The sequence below is a fragment of the Hydrocarboniclastica marina genome (assembly GCF_004851605.1).
In the GTDB taxonomy this organism is placed as follows: Bacteria; Pseudomonadota; Gammaproteobacteria; order Pseudomonadales; family Oleiphilaceae; genus Hydrocarboniclastica; species Hydrocarboniclastica marina.
In genome coordinates, this window is the sequence record NZ_CP031093.1 from 3,737,047 (window position 1) to 3,754,592 (window position 17,546).

General features: G+C 56.0%; 18 protein-coding genes. 5 read left to right on the forward strand and 13 right to left on the reverse strand.

Annotated elements, in window-relative coordinates:
• Nucleotides 1-5 precede the first annotated feature (5 nt).
• The 3 genes from soil367_RS16540 to soil367_RS16550 are packed head-to-tail and all read right to left on the reverse strand — an operon-like array spanning nt 6 to nt 3,058.
• Nucleotides 6-869 (reverse strand): ABC transporter ATP-binding protein, encoded by an 864-nt coding sequence (locus soil367_RS16540; protein WP_246065388.1) that lies wholly within the window; start codon nt 867-869, stop codon nt 6-8.
• Nucleotides 869-2,011 (reverse strand): cyanuric acid amidohydrolase, encoded by a 1,143-nt coding sequence (gene atzD / locus soil367_RS16545; protein ID WP_136550136.1) that lies wholly within the window; start codon nt 2,009-2,011, stop codon nt 869-871. Before atzD ends, soil367_RS16540 begins: the two co-directional genes overlap by 1 nt.
• Nucleotides 2,012-2,014: 3 nt before the next feature.
• A complete protein-coding gene (locus tag soil367_RS16550) occupies nt 2,015-3,058 on the reverse strand; it encodes an ABC transporter substrate-binding protein (protein WP_136550137.1) in 1,044 nt (347 codons plus the stop codon).
• A 116-nt stretch (nt 3,059-3,174) separates the two neighbouring features.
• On the opposite strand from soil367_RS16550, the gene soil367_RS16555 reads away from it, so the two are divergent.
• The 3 genes from soil367_RS16555 (at nt 3,175) to soil367_RS16565 (ending at nt 5,862) form a co-directional block, all read left to right on the forward strand.
• Nucleotides 3,175-4,086, forward strand: coding sequence for a LysR family transcriptional regulator (locus soil367_RS16555; protein ID WP_136550138.1), 912 nt, complete (start codon nt 3,175-3,177; stop codon nt 4,084-4,086).
• Between the two features lie 101 nt (nt 4,087-4,187).
• Nucleotides 4,188-5,171 carry an isopenicillin N synthase family dioxygenase gene (locus soil367_RS16560; protein ID WP_136550139.1) on the forward strand — a complete coding sequence of 328 codons (984 nt, stop codon included), beginning with the start codon at nt 4,188-4,190 and terminating at the stop codon, nt 5,169-5,171.
• A 325-nt stretch (nt 5,172-5,496) separates the two neighbouring features.
• A complete protein-coding gene (locus soil367_RS16565; RefSeq protein ID WP_216642739.1) occupies nt 5,497-5,862 on the forward strand; it encodes a cupin domain-containing protein in 366 nt (121 codons plus the stop codon).
• Between the two features lie 795 nt (nt 5,863-6,657).
• On the opposite strand, the gene soil367_RS16570 is transcribed toward soil367_RS16565, so the two are convergent.
• From soil367_RS16570 to soil367_RS16610, 9 genes are all read right to left on the reverse strand, one after another.
• Nucleotides 6,658-7,617: a DMT family transporter gene (locus soil367_RS16570; protein ID WP_136550140.1), complete on the reverse strand. Its 960-nt coding sequence runs from the start codon at nt 7,615-7,617 to the stop codon at nt 6,658-6,660.
• A complete protein-coding gene (locus soil367_RS16575) occupies nt 7,617-8,420 on the reverse strand; it encodes an ABC transporter permease (protein WP_136550141.1) in 804 nt (267 codons plus the stop codon). Before soil367_RS16575 ends, soil367_RS16570 begins: the two co-directional genes overlap by 1 nt.
• Complete coding sequence (locus tag soil367_RS16580; RefSeq protein ID WP_136550142.1) at nt 8,417-9,307, reverse strand: ABC transporter ATP-binding protein; 891 nt, start codon at nt 9,305-9,307, stop codon at nt 8,417-8,419. The genes soil367_RS16575 and soil367_RS16580 overlap by 4 nt, the downstream gene beginning before the upstream one ends.
• Nucleotides 9,308-9,364: 57 nt before the next feature.
• Entirely contained in the window at nt 9,365-10,360 is a 996-nt protein-coding gene (locus tag soil367_RS16585; protein WP_136550143.1) for an ABC transporter substrate-binding protein, read from the reverse strand.
• Nucleotides 10,361-10,618: 258 nt separating this feature from the next.
• The gene (gene wrbA, locus soil367_RS16590) at nt 10,619-11,278 is read right to left on the reverse strand and encodes an NAD(P)H:quinone oxidoreductase (RefSeq protein ID WP_136550144.1); all 660 of its coding nucleotides are present in this window, start codon (nt 11,276-11,278) and stop codon (nt 10,619-10,621) included.
• A 3-nt stretch (nt 11,279-11,281) separates the two neighbouring features.
• Nucleotides 11,282-11,779: a nucleoside deaminase gene (locus soil367_RS16595; protein WP_136550145.1), complete on the reverse strand. Its 498-nt coding sequence runs from the start codon at nt 11,777-11,779 to the stop codon at nt 11,282-11,284.
• Between the two features lie 28 nt (nt 11,780-11,807).
• The gene (locus tag soil367_RS16600; protein ID WP_246065390.1) at nt 11,808-12,599 is read right to left on the reverse strand and encodes an ABC transporter permease; all 792 of its coding nucleotides are present in this window, start codon (nt 12,597-12,599) and stop codon (nt 11,808-11,810) included.
• Complete coding sequence (locus tag soil367_RS16605; protein ID WP_136550146.1) at nt 12,577-13,368, reverse strand: ABC transporter ATP-binding protein; 792 nt, start codon at nt 13,366-13,368, stop codon at nt 12,577-12,579. Before soil367_RS16605 ends, soil367_RS16600 begins: the two co-directional genes overlap by 23 nt.
• The gene (locus soil367_RS16610) at nt 13,368-14,375 is read right to left on the reverse strand and encodes an ABC transporter substrate-binding protein (RefSeq protein WP_136550147.1); all 1,008 of its coding nucleotides are present in this window, start codon (nt 14,373-14,375) and stop codon (nt 13,368-13,370) included. Before soil367_RS16610 ends, soil367_RS16605 begins: the two co-directional genes overlap by 1 nt.
• A 400-nt stretch (nt 14,376-14,775) precedes the next feature.
• Between soil367_RS16610 and soil367_RS16615 the strand changes: the two genes are divergently transcribed.
• Complete coding sequence (locus tag soil367_RS16615) at nt 14,776-15,753, forward strand: isopenicillin N synthase family dioxygenase (RefSeq protein ID WP_136550148.1); 978 nt, start codon at nt 14,776-14,778, stop codon at nt 15,751-15,753.
• Nucleotides 15,746-16,510, forward strand: coding sequence for an alpha/beta fold hydrolase (locus soil367_RS16620; RefSeq protein WP_136550149.1), 765 nt, complete (start codon nt 15,746-15,748; stop codon nt 16,508-16,510). Before soil367_RS16615 ends, soil367_RS16620 begins: the two co-directional genes overlap by 8 nt.
• 28 nt (nt 16,511-16,538) lie before the next feature.
• Here soil367_RS16620 and soil367_RS16625 read toward each other — a convergent pair whose 3' ends face one another.
• Nucleotides 16,539-17,531 carry an ABC transporter substrate-binding protein gene (locus tag soil367_RS16625; RefSeq protein ID WP_136550150.1) on the reverse strand — a complete coding sequence of 331 codons (993 nt, stop codon included), beginning with the start codon at nt 17,529-17,531 and terminating at the stop codon, nt 16,539-16,541.
• Nucleotides 17,532-17,546: the final 15 nt, after the last annotated feature.

Here is a 17,546-nt window from a genome sequence, read left to right on the forward strand (position 1 = left end):
ACCTCTCATTCTCGTATCGCACCGATTTTGGTGCGCAAAGACAACACCAGGTCAGCCAACGGTTTCTCGTATGTGGATTCCAGCGCGCGAGGGCGTGGGATATCAACTGAACGGGCCTCTAAGACTCTCCCGGGACGTTTGCTCATGACATAAATCGTGTCCGCCAAAAAGGCAGCCTCTCGTAGATCATGGGTAACGAGTACGACGGTGAACTGTTGCTCTTGCCAGAGATCTCTCAGCATGCACCAGAGCTCTTCACGGGTGAATGCATCCAGTGCTGCAAAAGGCTCGTCCAGCATCAACAGCTCTGGTTCGTGGATCAATGCGCGACAGATAGAAGCCCTCTGTTGCATGCCTCCGGAGAGTTCATAAGGTGCGCTGTGTTCATAACCCTCCAGGCCGACTATTGCCAGCAACCTGCGCGCCTTGTCCTCATACTCTTGGTAATGTTTACGAAGGCGGGAGCGATGCGGCTCGACGATCTCCAACGGCAGCATTACGTTTTTCAGAACGCTGCGCCACGGCAAAAGGTTCGAATTCTGAAACGCCATGCCGGTGATTGACAGGGGACCAGTCACCTCTTTGCCATTTACAACAATGCCGCCACTGGTAGGTTGGCGAAGGCCTGTACAGAGCTTCATGAACGTGGATTTACCGCAGCCGCTGGGACCAACAAAAGCGATGAATTCTCCGCGGCGGATGTTCAGAGTAATATCCTCAATGGCATTGCCTGTTTCGTCGTATGCGAGGCTGACATTGCGGAACTCTACCAGCGGTTTGTCCGGCCGTTTCTGCGGGTTTGACGTGGTCATTTGTTCTACAGCAAGTGCTGGCATAAAGTCTCCTAGCGATGCTATTTGTTTATTCATTACGATTTGCTAGGCACTGCCTTTTGCGAAGCCTTTATGGCCGACCCTCTGAGGTTACGCACTATAACCGCCAGCGGGCCCCCGCCATCGGGTCCCTGATGTTCTGCCCCACCTGAAACAAATAGACGGGTCTCCTTCAGACGTCCGGCCAATACACCTCCGACCAGAGCCCGTGCGTGACGAGTAGGATGAATGTCACTGTCATCCCACATAACATGTCGCTGACCGCGGATCTTGCCGGAAGACGCAGGCTCTGCTTTAACCAGAAGTGCTGCAATATCCTCAACACCGAGTGATCTTTCTCTGACGGGAACCCGTTCCAGGGCTCTGTCCAGGGCTTCCGCGTCTAGGGCATCCTCCATAACGTCGTGTCCTATCCGAAAGGTTGGGTCCCAGCCCGCAGCATTGCCCAGCACCAGGATCTCGTTGCGCAAGAGTTCGATGCCTGCCGAGGTGCTGGCCCGTGTGGAATAAAGGTCGAATTGCCTACACACGCTCTCGTCAGAAAGTTGTGTCAGGTTAACCTCGTTCAGCGCAAGGGCAACACCGAGTGCGGAGGCGCCCCTTGAGTAACCCATTGACCTATATGTGTCTGACGTAACAACAGTTTTACCGCGTTTACACGCGTCGCTAACTCTGGCGGCAGTGAGTAGCGGACACTTGATCTGTACATAATGTACATCCTCGACCGACGCGATACCGGCCCGCTTCATCGCTGCATTGACTGCTTTCGCAGTTTCCTTAATCTGTTCTGTCCGACCCAGCTCTTCCGGCGCAAAATTCCGGGTGAAGGCAATGCCTGCTGCAAGGCCAGGCAGATCCGAGGCTTCTGAGTCAGGTGTTTCATCGACCTCGAAAACCAGCCAGTGGGGGCACAGCCCGCCTTCAGTTCCACCGGACATTACGAAAGCTATGCGCTCGGTTACCTCAGCGGTAGAGCAACCCAGTTCATCGGCAAACAGCCTGGTCAGCGTTTGAGTGGAGAAAGCCCTAGTAAAGTCATTTACGCAGCCATTGCCCTCTGTTTTCCCCAATACGGCAATCACATGCGCTGCGTTAATATTCCCTTCTTGGATGGCTTTATTGAGACCGTCGGTATCATCTGGCGAAGCCGCTGCAATGCGGTGGATTCGGGTACGCATAGTTCATCGGCCTCCTACGTTCAGCATGCGCTCTTCGAGCGGAGGCAAAAAACGAGAGTCGAATACTTGATCGGGTGCAGGTGGGTTTTCCACTCCGAAAACCTTTGACACCACATCGATGGATTCCTTCAGGCGCTCAGCGTCGACAGCGCCTAGGCCGAGCTCGCGTACCTCATCAGTAATAATCTGGTTATCAAGATAAAATTCCATTCTTTGCATTTCCAGATCCCGATCGATAAGGGAGTCACGCCTTACCAGGGCGTCTATTGCCGCCTCAGGATTTTCAATCGTCGCCATCCACGCACGGTTCACAGCCCGGACGATGTCTTCGACGACTTCGGGTTCCTCCTCGATCATCTTTGCTGGAACAATAACCCCATTGCTGTACATGGAAATGCCGTAATCGGTGTAATACATGATGCGGATATCGTCCGCGTCGACACCGAGCTGCAACAGGTTGACATAGGAACTGGGCGGGAACGACATGATGGCGTCAACCTGACCGCGATACAGCATCGGTTCACGCAAATTAGGTGACACGTTATCAAATTTCACTTGAGACGCATCGATATTCAAAGCCGCGGCCAATACAGGAAACAGCCGATAGGCTGTATCGTTGACAGGAGCTCCGACACTCTTCCCTTCGAGGTCACGAGGGTGCTCAATACCGCTGCCTTTCAAGGTCACCACACCCATCGGGGGACGGTTGTAGATCATGTAAACCATGCGCTGCTGGTCGTTCGGATTCTGAGCGTTGAATTCGATCATTGTGTTGATGTCGCCGAATCCAAACTGGTATCTGCCGCTGGCGATACGAGTTATCACAGCAGAAGAACCTTCACCGGCATCAATGGTGACATCAAGGTCTTCGTCACTGAAATAGCCTCGCTCGGCGGCCAGCAGAAAAGGTGCGTTTGAGGCTTCAAATACCCAATTGGCAGTGAACCTGAGCTCTTTGGCTGCTGCGGGAACAGTTGTAACGAAAAACACTATAGCTACACCCCAAGCGAGACTGCTGTAATGTAAGAAGTGTTTTGGGGAGATCATGGTTACTTCCTCGTAAAAAACCGTGGGAACCTCAATCTACGGCAGCTAGGTGATCGTGACTAGCGCCTATTCGCGCTATAAGCGATGCCGAACCGACATCAGTGGGCAGGACATTTATGCATCATGTAAGGTATTTGCGGTACGTCGATGCGGTCGCTCGCACGGGATCCATTCGTAAAGCAGCAGAACGATTGAACATCGTCTCATCAGCGGTCAACCGGCGGATTCTTGATCTCGAACAGGAGATCGGGACCCCGTTATTCGAACGCTTGCCACGGGGTGTGAGGCTGACGCCTGCGGGAGAAATCTTCGTCGCTTACTTGCGACGGGCGCTCGCAGAAGTCGATCGTGTCCAGTCAGAAATTGAAGATTTACAGGGTCTGCGCCGAGGTGTTGTTCGGATTGCGGCTATAGAAGGGTTAGCTACCCATTTTCTGCCGGATATAATCAGCAATTTTCAACGAGACCATCCGAAAATTGTGTTCGGAATAGACATCTGTGGCCGGAATGAAGTGGTGAAGCGGGTTAAGCTTTTCGAAGCAGACCTCGGTCTTGTATTCAATCCGCCACCGGATGCAGATCTTCGCCATTTGGCCGAGATAGAAGAGCGGCTCTGTGCATTCGTTCCGACCGACCACCCGCTCGCTGATCGGCGATCAGTCAGGTTATCTGAATGCGTGGAATTTCCATTAGCGATACCGGATCGATCACTGGGTGGTCGGGTGCTGCTGGACAATTTCTTATCAAAGCGTTCTCTGAAATTGGAGCCTAACCTGGAAACCAACTCCTACGAGTTGATGCGTCATTTTGTCCTGCAAAGTGGAGGGGTCTACTTCCAGATCAGCACCGGCGTACCACAGCCAAATGGGCGTCCGGGACTTGTGGCTATTCCGTTGGAAGAACGGGGATTAGCAGTGGGCAAACTGGTGCTGTGCTGCGAACGAAGCCGCACGCTGCCAGTGGCCGCGGCCATGGTTGCAGAACAGATACAGACGGTTTTGGATGGTATTGCAGCCGAAAGTCGCTAGCTTAAACTGATGCTTTCTGAGCAGCGCTATAGTGACAATTAGACGCTGGTCGGCATTGAGAGGTCGACTTAGAATAAAATTAAATTCTAGGAGACATACTGATGCAGACCATTGTTCCTGCAATTGACCTCCACCTTTTTACTCGCGGAGATGCGAAGCAGCGACAGCAACTTGCCAGCGAGGTTGATAAAGCATGTCGCGAAATCGGCTTTCTTATCATTCGAAATCACGGCGTTGCCCGTGAGGTCCTTGAGAAGGCGCGCCAGGCTAGCAAAGCTTTTTTTAGCCTGCCGAAGGACCGGAAGTTAGCCTATGCGCCACCTGACAACCGATTCCGGGGTTATTATGGCGTTGGTAATACAGCGCTGGCTTACAGCCGGGACGAGGTTTCTCCACCTGATTTGTTCGAGCGATTCACCATTGGACCATTTGATTTTGCCTGTGACGACTACCATCAGCAATTTAGCGAGCGTTTCTTTCCCGACAATATCTGGCCAGATGAACCTGAAGAATTCCGGCAGGCACTACAGTCGTACTATCGGAGCATGGAAGCGCTCGCCGAGACCCTGATGCAGGTATTCGCTGTGGCGCTGAACCTGCCAGAAGATTATTTCGCAACTAGTATTGACCGTCACATCTCTGCGATGTCGGTAAATTACTATCCCGCTCAACCTGACACGCCGGCTACTGGCCAACTACGGGCTGGCGCCCATACTGACTATGGCACGCTGACGATTGTGGCGCCTACCGAGTCACCTGGGTGCCTGCAAGTTCTACGACAAGGCGAATGGTATGAGGTGCAACCGGAGCCTGGATGCTTTGTGGTCAATATTGGTGACCTAATGGCTCAGTGGACCAACGATCAATGGGTGTCTACCATGCATCGCGTCGGCAACCCGCCGAGGGAGTTAGCGCACACTGATCGCCTAGCGCTGATTTTTTTCCATCAACCTAACGCGGATGCAAGAGTAGAGTGTCTGCCCAGTTGCCGGTCGCCCGACAATCCGGCGCGCTATGAGCCGACCACTTCAGGAGAACACCTGGTAAACAAGAAAGCCAAGACAGTCCGTCGATCAACGGATTGAATGCCGAGATCTTTTCTGGTTGACCAGAAGCTGAACGCCACATTGTAATTATACGCTGAAGGTTATATTTATAACTGAGCGCTACATCGAGGCTAATCTTTACGACTGGTAGCAGTTTTGACGGTTCACCCAAATTATTAACACAGGACTGATCAGCATCGACATGCAGGCCGACTTCTGCATTAAGGCAGCGACCGACGCCCTGAATGCCTGCTGATGGAGGACTGCTGTGGCGCTACCGACCTAGACAACCACTGACGTGACCTGAAGATGATCCAGATGCAGGGGGTTTTTGGCGCCATCGATACCTCGGAAGTACTGTAAAATGGCTGCAAATATTATGAAAAACCGTGCTTCACACCTCTCCCTCACACCGGACGCCATCGCCGACATTCCAGAAAGCGAGTGGCAGGACTTCCGCCCCGGGGTTTCCCTATATCCGCTACACGGTGAGCCACCCGGGCGGCAGTCATCGGCACTACTGAGATACCAGCCCGGCGCCAGTGTGCCGGGCCATACCCACCTTGGGGTTGAGCACATATTCGTCATCCAAGGCAGCCAGGAGGATGAGAACGGCTACTATCCGACCGGCACGCTCCTAATAAGCCCGATCGGCAGCAGTCATCATGTTACTAGCGTCGAAGGCTGTATCGTGCTCGCAGTCTGGAGCGACGGCATTCAGGTAGAGTGAAATCTTTTCAGGATATTTCTCAAGTTTGGCGAGGCTTATCGCGCCCACGGAGATAACTGACCAGTCATAGAACAGGCGTTTTTTGGTAATTACTGAACCTATGCATTAAACCAGCAGAACAATAATTGCCAACGACCTGTTTCAAACTGACCCTCCTCCGGCGGAGCCTCAAATAATCAGCTGTTTCAAATCCCGGGACGCTGATGATTTCGGCCATATCAAGCCATCGAAACCAAACCTATAAGATAAAAAACATATGCAGTGTTTACGGGACGAGCCAGGTTATTTCCATTGTCATAGTCATGGTTTTTGTACTGTGGAGGATGGGACCAATTGCTCAAGAGAAGATCACCATTAACGGCTAGTAAAAAATAGATGAGCTGAACACAGATCAATGCCTGGCTAGGCAGAGTTCGGGCTGCCGTGATGCCTTATTTTGGACCACATCTCCCGAAACCAGAGACGCTTAGTCGCGTGAGAGGACAAGGTGAACTCGAGATTCGTGGCGCCTACACAACATGCTTCAGGACTGACAGACTACCGAAATCCTCCAACCGAGCTTCGCAAGGAGCACGCTTGGCTACGGCGACCCGGATGCAGAAGCTCCTTACAACGTTTCGTACAGTAACGCCATCTATGGGTTAGACACCCGAGCGCATTTGCTACAGCGCACCGAATTTACTCCAGGGAATCGCAGGTGGCCGGCTTATTTGACCACTAGGTTGAGCAGCGGGGTGTGCCGTAATCCGGTCCCGCACGTAGAGTTTCTGCCTAGCGCCAGCGTTCTGACGTAAGTCAGACCAATCGATCCGGAACCGGCCCCCTCGCCTGACGCCTGTCCGCTAACCCCACCACTAAGAGACCCAGCCCGATCAGGCAGAACCCCACAATATCCCAGGCGCCCGGATGCTCGTTCAGGATGAAGTACGAGGAGACCATCCCCACCGCCGGGACCGCCGCTGATCCCAGGGACAAACTCACCGCCGGCAGTGATCGGATCGCGCCAACCTGAGCCGCCACACATAGACCCGACGCGAAGGCGCCGCTAAAAAAGATGTTGACCAAAAACCCCTGCTCCCAACGAATGGCTGCTGAATTCTCAAGAATAAGCGCGATCGGAAGAAGAAACACCGTTGAAACCAGAAGCTGCCAAGGGATAAGTGAAAGCACATCCCCGCGCCACTGGTGGCGACGGACATGCACCAGCCCGACCGTCCAGAGCATTGTGGCCAGTACGATAAGCCCTCCGCCCAGCAGCGCTCCCGGTTCGCCCCAATTCACGGAGAAAGGGTTAAATATAGCCATAAGGCCGGCCAGGCCCAGCCCTGTTCCGAGCGCCCGAGCGAAAGTAAAACGCTCCCCCAGAAACAGCACCGCGGCGGGAACCACCCAGATCGGGGAGGTATAGGCAAGAATCGCAGCCCGACCGGCCGGCATGAACTGCAAACCCACCGTGACCAGACCAATGAACCCCATATTCTGCAACAACCCGACCGAAAAGATCACCGGCACATCTGCGCGGTGCGGCCGCCGCAGGATACCCATGAACGCAGCGATCATGAACATAGTGACGGTACCCAGCAGCATGCGCAGGGTTGTGTAGAGCAACGGCGGACTGTACTCCAGACCGATTTTCAGGATCGGGAAATTGATGCCCCAGGTCAGGGCTGTAAAGGCCAGCAGGACATAGCCATTTCGCCAGGCATAGACCGGCCCGGGCTGGCGGATGTCCGTGGTACCAGCTTGCCCCGCCATCAATGCTCGACCTTTAATGCACTCTCATGCCAGTTCTTCAGGGCCAGATCTGACAACCAGACCATCAGCGCGAATAGGGCAATTCCGGTGAGCGTGATAAGAATCAGGGCTGCAAACATCTTTGGAATCTGCAGGTTATAACCGGACTGCAGGATCATGTATGCGAGCCCCGCCTTCGCCCCCCCTGTGCCCGCCACAAATTCCGCTACCACGGCGCCGATAAGCGCCAGCCCCGAACTGATCCGAAGACCACCGAAAAAGTACGGCAACGCACTGGGTATACGCAGCCGAATCAGCTCCTGCCAGCGGCTGGTCCGGTACATTCGAAACATGCTCAGCAGGTTGGGATCGACACTCCGCAAGCCCAAGGTCGTATTGGAGATGATCGGGAAAATAGCAATGATTACCGCACAGATGGTCAGGGCCCAGGTGGTGTCATTAACCCAAATGATAATGAGCGGCGCGATGGCTACGATGGGCGTCACCTGCAGCAGGACCGCATAGGGAAACAAACTGATTTCGATCCACTTGCTCTGCACGAACAGCAGCGAAGCCGCCACCCCCAGCACTACTGATATGCCGAATGCCAGAAAGGTAATCATCAGCGTCATCACCAATGCGTCTAGAAGAGATGACCATTCACTGACCAACGACTCGGCAATAGCGGCAGGGCTAGGAACGATATACTTGGGCACGTCTAAAGCCATGACAGTCAGTTGCCACAACAGCAGAAAGACAACACCTACCATCAGCGGAGCTGCAATCTGGACGAAGCGCTCGTTCTGGATTAATGGTTTTTTCATCGAGCGTTCTCCTGCTTGCTGTTCGGGTCATCTCCCATTGCGCTGGCTCGCTCCAGAGCCTGAGAAACCTGCCTACAATAGCCGGCAAACTCGGTAGACACCCTGAAGTCCGTAGAACGCGGGTAAGGCTCATCAATAGCGATATCGTCTACGATGCGGCCTGGTCTGGCGGCCATTACCACCACCCGGCTGGACAGGTAGACGGCCTCATAGACGCTGTGGGTAACGAAAACTACAGTCCATCCCTTGTCACGCCACAGCTTAAGCACGTCATCGTTGAGCTTGTTGCGGGTCATTTCATCAAGCGCGCCAAAAGGCTCGTCCATCAGCAACAGGTTGGGTTCGGTCACCAGGGCCCGGGCAATAGATGCCCGCATCTGCATACCGCCGGAGAGCTCCCGTGGAAAAGCCTGGTCAAACCCCTTGAGCCCGACGAGATTGATGGCGTCATCGACTCTCTTTTCTAGTTCCGCTGAGTTACCAGCGTGTTCCAAGTCCAGGGGCAGGTGAACATTTTTCCGAACCCGCGCCCACGGCATTAAAGTGGCGTTCTGGAAAACAAACGCCAGTTTGCGGCGTTTGCTGCCCACCACATCATAGCCCTGCTCCCACCAACTGACGGTACCGGTAGTGACCTCCCCGAGTCCTGCCAGGATACGGAGCAACGTGCTCTTGCCGCAGCCGGACGGGCCTAGGAGGCTGACAAATTCACCCTCACGGACAACCAAGTCCGCGTTTTTCAAGGCAACAGTACCGTTGGCGTATACCTTATCGACGCCGGACGCTTCCAGCACAGGCCGGGGTGCCCCAGCGGGCGAGCCGCTGTCGTCCAGAGCCGGCTCTGGCCGGCTAAGCGGCACCAGTGGTGTTACCTTGGGTGCGGTCATGCTCACTCTCCTGCCGGTGGGCCCGAATTGCCCGCCGAGTTTTAGGTTACGGGTGGATCAGGGCAGTACCGGCTCGTCCGGTAGAAACTCCAGGGTATAGGCCTTGCTCAGATCCATATCGTCCGGCGCTAGTTCAGCCTCTACCATGAAGTCGTATATTTTTTGCCAACGCTCATCGGTCATCACGCCAATTCCCAAGGTGGCGGCGTCGCCACCTGTCACCAACTCGTACTCCTTCATTTTCTCGATGCCGTAGGCGATCTGCTCGTCAGTCATCTCTGGGTTGGCTTCCTGGATCAGCCGGTTGCCTGGCCCTGGATTCTCAAGGTAGCTCTTCCACCCTTCCATGCTGGCCTGGACGAAGCGTCGGACCAGATCAGGGTTTTCTTCGACCAAGCCGTGTGTGGTTTCGATGGTGGTGGCGTAAGGGGGGTAGCCATAGTCGGACAATAGGAACACAGATGGCTCAACACCTCCTTTGCGCATGGCAAAAGGCTCCGAGGAAAGGTAACCCTGCTGAACAATGCGCTCGTTGTTGAGGAAGGGCGCAACACTGAAGGTGTAGGCGTGTACCACCTCATCGGTAAAGCCGTATTCCGACTTCAACCATGGCCAAAAAGTGGAATGGGCAAATGCCGCAACGTATACCGGCAGCTCCTTTTCCTTGATCTCTTCAATTGACTTGATATTCGGGTGGGCAATAATAGCTTGGGGATCCCCCTGCATGGCCGCAGCCACGGTCACAACTGGGAGCCCCTTGGCGACGGCGTTGATATTGCCGATCGGGTATCCCATCAGCAGGTCGTAACGGCCGCTGACCAATAGCTGCGTGCCGTTGACCTGGGGGCCGCCCATCTTTATCTCGACATCAAGGCCGTGTTCCTCGTAGATACCTGCGGCAACAGCCTGGTAAAAGCCACCGTGCTCAGCCTGAGCGTACCAGTTGGTGCCGAACACCACTTTATCCAGCTCGCTGGCCAGCGCCGGCGAGGAAATCCCCAGGCCGGCCACGACACCTGCAATGCCAAAAATCTTCAGTAACTTCGTTGCCATGAATATTCTCTCCTGAACGTCAGCGAACACCGCATCCGGTATATTGACCATTTGTTCAGGTTTTTACTGCAACCCTCGTGCCAGCAAATAAATATCTATATTATCTTGTTTTTAATAGGTTTATCCATTTATAGCACGAGGCGGGCACGCATATTTGCACCGATAGTTGCCCGGTTGCACTACATTTGGTCGCGCCTCAAATGAAAAAGCCGCCCCAAGGGCGGCTATGTGAACCTGTGTTACACCGCGAAGGAAATCTCAGCGGCCCGGCGCCCTGGAGGCCAGCTCCACGGATGCTGGTTCCGGCTCAATCTGTCCGCAGAGCCTCGCCACTCGTGCGCCGAGGGCCCGCGAGATAGCCAGTTCGTTTTGGTCGACCCCAAGTGTGCCGTCAAAGCCGGTCACGGCGCTGGCACCATAGGGAGAACCCCCCTTTGTGGTGTGCAACAGCTCGGCCACACTATGAGGTACACCCGCGAGCACCATGCCGTGCTGCAAGAAGGGTAGTAACAGTGAAAGCAGCGTCATTTCATTGCCTGAATGCACACCGCCTGTCGAGGTAAAGGCCGCCCCGACCTTGCCTATCAGTGAGCCCTGTCGCCAGAGCGGGGCCACTTCATCGATAAAGGCCCGAAGCGGTGTGCTCATCAAGCCGTAGCGAGTTGGGGATCCCCAGATAATGCCCCTCGCCCACTCCAAGTCTTTGGCGCTGGCCCGGGGTAGCGAACGGTATAACGCCTGCGCTTCCTGGTAGTCGGGACGCGTGACGTCGATACTGAACTCCGGGTCCACAATGGCAACCCGGCGCAGACGCACTTCCGCCCTCTCAGACTGCGCTCCTGCCGCGATAGCCTGGGCAAGAGCCAGAGTACTACCGTAACGGGAGTCCACCACCACGGTTACTCGGCGGAGCCCCACGGCTCAGGCCCCAATTCCGTGGCGTTGCCAGAATACTTCGTGTACGTCGGCCGCCTCGTCTTCCAGCAACGGCCCGAGGACCTCCACATCACGCTGCCCGGACGCAAACACAGTACGGCACGGCAGATCGAGAGTAGGATTTTCCGGATGGTTACCGGTAATCCGTTTGAGCCGGTGCTCGCTCACGCCATATACCAGCCGCCCCAGACCTGCCCAATAGGCGGCGCCAGCGCACATGCAGCAAGGCTCAGCGGAAACGTACATCGTGCACCTCGCCAGGAAATCAGGCCGCCAGGCTTTACTGGCCCGGGTCATCAGGACTCGCTCCGCATGGCCTGTCATGTCCCGGTCCGGCAGAAAGGCGTTCACCTGCTCCATCAGGGTCTTCCCCTCAGCGTCTACCAGAATCGCGGCGAACGGGTGTATACCCTGGTCAGCGGCATCACCGGCGAGCTCGAGTGTCTTGCGCAAGAATGCCAGGTCGGACTGGGTTGGTGTCATGGTCTTTACCTCGTTGTGCCGGGGCGGTTTAGTGCCCTTTCTTGGGCAAGCTCCAGGGAAAAAACAGCTGTTGCGACCACTGCACAGACTTGAACAGCAACAGGCTCACCACAGCCAGGAAGAACAACCCGGCAAAGGCCTGGGGTATGCGGAAAAATGACGTTGAAAACTGGATGAAGTAGCCCAGGCCCTCCTCTGCGGCCACGAACTCCGCCACAACCGCGCCAATGATAGCCAGAGTTATGGCGATCCTCAGCCCGCTAAAAATATGCGGGATCGCATAGGGAATGCGGATTTGCCAGGTTTCTCGCCGGGTGGGTGCATCCAGCGAACGGCTTAGCTCGATCAGTTCGGGGGGCGTCTCGTTGATACCCGTGGCGGTTGAGACCACAAGCGGGAAAAAGGTCAGCAGACAGGTAATCAACACCCGCGAGGAATCGTCAGAGCCCATGAGCACGATGATGAGTGGCGCCACCGCGACCACCGGCGTGGACTGGACAACGACCAGCAGCGGATAGAGGGTACGTGACAGTAACTCCGAGCGCATCATGGCAACAGCTATGGGAATTGATACCAGGATCGAAATTCCGAACCCCAGCAACGCTACCCGCAACGTTGCCCACAGGTGCGTGAGCCAACGGGAAAACTCCACTTGGAAAAAGGCATCTACGATAGCGCTGGGGGCTGGCAGCACGTAGGCAGGTAAGGAGAACGCCTGGCACACTATTTCCCACAGCAGAATCAGGGCGACAAAGAATACCCAGGGCGAAACGCCTAAAAGGAAGGCTCTTGCCCGGCTATGAGGCGACATCAGGCTCATAGATATAAGTCCTTATGCGGTCCGCCAGCTCGCCAAAGCGAGCGTCGGAAATGGTGCGGGTGGTTCGGGGGCGTGGCAGGTCCACCTCGATCATGTCGAGGACGGTTCCAGGGCGCTTGCTCATCACCAGCACCCTATCGGCCAGCAGCACCGCTTCGGCGATCGAGTGCGTGATGAAGAGCACGGTTTTGGGCTGCTCTTCCCAGATCTTTAGCAGGTCGAAGCCAATCTGTTCGCGGGTCATGGCATCTAAAGCTGAGAACGGTTCGTCCATCAATAAAATATCCGGGTTCAGCAATAGCGCGCGCACGATACCAACCCGCTGCTGCATTCCACCCGAGAGTTCATCCGGCATTTTCTCTGCGAAAGAGCCCAGGCCGGCCATCTCCAGCAACTCGTCGGCCCTCTTCTCATCGCCCTTACTGTACCGGCCGAACTTGTGTTTCAGGGGAAACAGAACGTTACGGCGCACGCTGAGCCAGGGCAGCAGAGTCGGCTTCTGAAACACGATACCGACATCGTCCCGCGGTCCATCCACCGGTCTGCCGAACACACTAACAGCGCCTTCAGACGGCTTCAGCAAACCCGAAATCATTCTCAGCAATGTCGACTTGCCGCAGCCGGATGGTCCGACCACCGCCACAAACTCGTGGCGGCGAAGAACCAGATCAATACCGGTAACTGCGGGGGGAACTGACGGGTTCGGGTCATAGCGATGCCCCACGCCGGTCAAGGTGACAAACGGGCGGTTGGTAGCCGTGTCCGACATCAGTCCAGAGTCTCCAGCAGGGAACGGTCGATAACCGACTCAGGGTCAAGGCTATCAGCGGGCAGGTTCTCGGCCTGCGAAACCCAATCCCAAGTCAGGGCTATCCTCTCAGGCGTTAGCGCACCCAAGCCGTCTCGCTCACTGACACTATTAAATACCAGCGGCATGGTGGCCTTGACCTGGGCGGCTGCTACGTCAGCATCGACTTCGGGCACCATGCTTTTGAGTGCCGCACCAGCTTCGGATGGGTTATCCCGGGTGTAACGAATAGACTTATCCAATGCTGCTATGAAGCGTTTGGCTACGTCCGGCCGCTCACTGAGGAACTTCTCACTGGCAACAACCGAGGAGCTGTATAACTCGAGCCCGGCATCGGACCAGGGGATCACCACCAACTCATTGCCAGTCGCTTCGGCCTGGTCCTCAAACAACGGGACGTTAGTCACCCACGCGATGATGGCGTCGGTACCGCCATTCATCAGCATGGGGCCAAGCGCTCCAGGATCGGCCTTGGTGAGATTGACAGCGTCCGACGGCAGTCCGTTTTCCGTTAGAACCAATGGCAAGAAAGCGTTGGAGGACGTGAAAGGAGAAGTAGCGACCTTCTTTCCCTGGATATCAGTAAGCTCATCGATGCCACTCTTCTCCAGGGTGAAGAACGCGTGGGGTGCTTGGTTAAAGATACTGTAGACCACTTTTACGGGGACGGACTCGTCCTGTGCCCTGGCCGCCATGACTGCGGCTATGTCGGCGCTGCCAATGTCAGCCTGATCGGTGGCGATTTTGGTGATTGCATCGGCCGAGCCCCGGCCGGTGGCTATATTGACCTCCAGTCCTGCGTCTTCAAAGAAGCCCTTCTGGACCCCGACATAGACCGGGGACTTGTCGCCTCCCGGCAGCCAGTCCAGCTGATAGGTTACCTGATCGGCAGCCATCGCGGACTGGGCCAGTAGCCCCGCCCCGAGGACAGCGCCCAATATCAAAGAATGTGTGAGTTGGTTGCGCATCTGCTTCCCCTTTTCAGTCGTGGTTCTGCCCGAATATCTGATCATTCGGTCAGCTTTTAGGGACTAGTTGCAAAGCGCAGGCCAGGTTCAGGATATCTTGCATTTTCTTGGCCAAATGATCACTCAGGATAGACTGGCTCCGGTCCGGGAAAGGCCGCGACGGCTTCAGCACCTCGTTTTATTGTTGTGGAAGAAGCTCATTTGGGGCGCTCACCAGGGCAGTGTCCGCAAATCCGCCTGCGCCCAAGTGGTGCAGAAGCTCCCGCCCCGCCCCGATTTGAAGCCTGGAGTCATCAATTGAGAAGGCGTTTCCTACCATGGCACGGCCGCTTGTCTATGGCACGGATCATGAATACCTGACCACATGGACAATTACCGAACCGCAAGTGCAGGAGCTCCTATGCCCGAACATACCCGCGCCAATTCAGAATGCGCTCAGCTGCCCCTCATAGACATCGGCTTGCTGGCGAGCGAAAGGGCGGCGGATCATCAGCGGCTGGCACAACAGCTGGCCGAAGCGTGCCGTGGCACCGGCTTTTTCTATGTCCGCAACCACGGCGTTTCCCAGGAAATGATCGATGCAGTGTTTCTTCAGACCCAAGCTTTTTTCAAGCTGCCCACTGCCGAGAAGGAACGCATTAACAAAGCCTTGTCCCTTGCCAATCGAGGGTACGAGCCCCTGAAGGGGCAGACGCTGGAGCCCGGTAGCCCGCCAGACCTGAAAGAAGGCTTTTACATCGGCGAGGAGCTGAACCAGACCGATCCCCGCGTCCAGGCGCGACGGTTCAACCACGGCGCCAACCAGTGGCCCGAAAGCCTGCCGAAGTTCCGCTCCACAATGACAGCGTATTTTGACGCCATGAACGCCCTAAGCGCGCGCATCATGCAGGCCCTGGCGCTCTCGCTTGACCTACCCCGCGGTCATTTTAGCGAGTTCTGCCGACAGCCACTCTCGACACTGCGGCTACTGCATTACCCACCACAGCCGGCACAACCGGAACCGGGCGAAAAGGGATGCGGCGCTCATACCGATTTTGGCGGAGTCACTGTTCTGCTTCTGGATCACAACCCGGGCCTGCAGGTTTGGGACAACCAGATGGAAAGCTGGATCAATGCGGACCCGATACCCGGCACGTTTGTAGTCAACCTGGGAGACATGATTGCGCGCTGGACCAACGACCGCTACCGATCCACGCTGCATCGGGTCGTAAATAGCTCAGGCACTGAACGCTATTCGGTGCCCTTCTTTTACAGCGGCAACCCAGACCACGAAGTCGCCTGCCTGCCGGGGTGCCTCGCTCCCGGAGAATTCCCGCTATACCCGGCCACAACGGTGGAAAACCATCTGATAGAAATGTATCGGAGGACCTATGCTTGAATCAGCGCCCATAGCTACCATAACTCTGATTCACGGCGCCTGGGCTAGCAGCTGGGTCTGGGCCGAGCTTACTCTGCGCCTACAGACCCTTGGTTATCGGGTCATTGTGCCGGAACTACCCGGCAGCTCAGGGAAAATAGGGCAACCCGAAAGGGCTTCGCTGACCCGTTGTGTTGAAGAGGTACTGGATCAGTTACAGGGCGTCGAGGGCCCCCTATTCATAGTCGGCCACTCAGGCGGCGGCGTGGTCGCAACTCAGGTAGCCCAGGTCATCGCCGAGCGGATCTCAGGGGTTGTCTTCGTCGCTGGCATGATGCTGCCTTCCGGTATGGGGTTTGCTGAGATAGTCGAAATCGCGAAGGAGCGTGATCCCGCAGCCACAGGCATTTCTCCGTACCTGCAGTGGTCGCGGGACGGCCAGGTTTCCCATGTGCCACCGAGCGCAGCGTCTGCCATCTTCTTCAACGACATGGAACCGGACAGGGCGCAAGCCGCCGGCCAGTGCCTGGGCCCGCAGGCGGAGGGCAGCCGCGCTTTGGTACCGAAATGGACCGATGGCCGGTTTGGCAGCCTTCCCAGGCTTTATATCGAGGCCCGACTAGACCGTTCAGTTACCCTGTCAGTACAGCGGCTGATGCAGTCGCTGACTCCGGCGGCTCATATTGTCAGCCTGGAGGCCGGCCACGTACCCCAGGTCTCTCGCCCCGATGACGTGGCCGCTGCCATCGCCGACTTTGTAAACAAATATAGCAACTGACCCCGTTGGCTCGGGGTCAGTTGCCGGCTTACTCTCCAGTCTCATTGCCGTAAAGCGCTTTTACGAAGCGCCGGTCAAAGGCCTTCTGCCATTCGAGGTCCGCGGGTAGCGTGCCGGCCTCCACCATGTCGCTGTAGAAGGACTTCCACCTTTCGCGGGTCATGTTGCCGAACTGGCCCCCTTCAGCGGAGTCCGACAGCAAAATGCCCTCCTCCTGCATTTTTTCGTAACTGTAGGCCAGCAAGTCGTCCTGCATTTCGGGGTTATCCTGCTTGATCAGCTTGTTGGCTGCATCCGGATCCTCGAAGTAGGCCCTCCAACCCTCTGCGGTCGCTTCTACCATTTTCTGGACCACTTCCGGGTTCTGGTCGATCATGGCCTGGGTGGTGTCGAGTGTCGCCGAGTAAGCCTGCCACCCGTTGTCCGCAAGCAAAAGGCTCTCACCCTCTACTCCCGCCTGCTGCAAGAAGTAGCCGTCGTTAGTGACATAGCCCTGCTGAATGGCCTGCTTATTACCGATGAATGGCGCGAAGCTGTAGTCGTAGGCCCGCAACTGATCGTCCGTGAAACCGTACTCGTTCTTCAACCAGGGCCAGTAGGCGACGCGGCCCGCGGTGGGCACGCGCATGGCCTTGCCTTTCAGCTTCTCCAAGGAGTCATGGCCGACGTTGCGGTGCACTACTAGTGACTGGGGGTCCTTCTGGAAGAAGGCAGCCACGGTCACCAGCGGAATGTCCTGCTCCACCGCGTTAAGTGATTGCAGCGCATAACCCATAATGAAGTCGACCGAGCCGCCCACCAGCAACTGCACGTTGTTGACTTGGGGGCCACCCATTTTGATGTCCACATCCAGACCGTGTTTCTCATAAATGCCAAGTGCCTTGGCCGCGTAAAAACCGCCGTGTTCAGCCTGGGCATACCAGGTCGTGGCCACGGACACAGGCGTCAGCTCTTCCGCTTGGACCGCGATCGCGCCCAGCGACAGGGTGACGCTGAAAATAGTTGACGTGACTTTCTTCATAAAAACTCCTGTTGC

What these genes read in the sequence shown, in the direction of transcription:
- soil367_RS16625 (WP_136550150.1), bottom strand. Translation starts at nt 17,531, where the DNA reads ATGAAGAAAGTCACGTCAACTATTTTCAGCGTCACCCTGTCGCTGGGC.
- soil367_RS16570 (WP_136550140.1), bottom strand. Translation starts at nt 7,617, where the DNA reads ATGGCGGGGCAAGCTGGTACCACGGACATCCGCCAGCCCGGGCCGGTC.
- soil367_RS16550 (WP_136550137.1), bottom strand. Translation starts at nt 3,058, where the DNA reads ATGATCTCCCCAAAACACTTCTTACATTACAGCAGTCTCGCTTGGGGT.
- soil367_RS16580 (WP_136550142.1), bottom strand. Translation starts at nt 9,307, where the DNA reads ATGACCGCACCCAAGGTAACACCACTGGTGCCGCTTAGCCGGCCAGAG.
- soil367_RS16565 (WP_216642739.1), top strand. Translation starts at nt 5,497, where the DNA reads ATGGCTGCAAATATTATGAAAAACCGTGCTTCACACCTCTCCCTCACA.
- soil367_RS16595 (WP_136550145.1), bottom strand. Translation starts at nt 11,779, where the DNA reads ATGACACCAACCCAGTCCGACCTGGCATTCTTGCGCAAGACACTCGAG.
- soil367_RS16620 (WP_136550149.1), top strand. Translation starts at nt 15,746, where the DNA reads ATGCTTGAATCAGCGCCCATAGCTACCATAACTCTGATTCACGGCGCC.
- soil367_RS16585 (WP_136550143.1), bottom strand. Translation starts at nt 10,360, where the DNA reads ATGGCAACGAAGTTACTGAAGATTTTTGGCATTGCAGGTGTCGTGGCC.
- soil367_RS16605 (WP_136550146.1), bottom strand. Translation starts at nt 13,368, where the DNA reads ATGTCGGACACGGCTACCAACCGCCCGTTTGTCACCTTGACCGGCGTG.
- soil367_RS16575 (WP_136550141.1), bottom strand. Translation starts at nt 8,420, where the DNA reads ATGAAAAAACCATTAATCCAGAACGAGCGCTTCGTCCAGATTGCAGCT.
- atzD (WP_136550136.1), bottom strand. Translation starts at nt 2,011, where the DNA reads ATGCGTACCCGAATCCACCGCATTGCAGCGGCTTCGCCAGATGATACC.
- soil367_RS16560 (WP_136550139.1), top strand. Translation starts at nt 4,188, where the DNA reads ATGCAGACCATTGTTCCTGCAATTGACCTCCACCTTTTTACTCGCGGA.
- soil367_RS16600 (WP_246065390.1), bottom strand. Translation starts at nt 12,599, where the DNA reads ATGAGCCTGATGTCGCCTCATAGCCGGGCAAGAGCCTTCCTTTTAGGC.
- soil367_RS16610 (WP_136550147.1), bottom strand. Translation starts at nt 14,375, where the DNA reads ATGCGCAACCAACTCACACATTCTTTGATATTGGGCGCTGTCCTCGGG.
- soil367_RS16555 (WP_136550138.1), top strand. Translation starts at nt 3,175, where the DNA reads ATGCATCATGTAAGGTATTTGCGGTACGTCGATGCGGTCGCTCGCACG.
- soil367_RS16540 (WP_246065388.1), bottom strand. Translation starts at nt 869, where the DNA reads ATGAATAAACAAATAGCATCGCTAGGAGACTTTATGCCAGCACTTGCT.
- soil367_RS16615 (WP_136550148.1), top strand. Translation starts at nt 14,776, where the DNA reads ATGCCCGAACATACCCGCGCCAATTCAGAATGCGCTCAGCTGCCCCTC.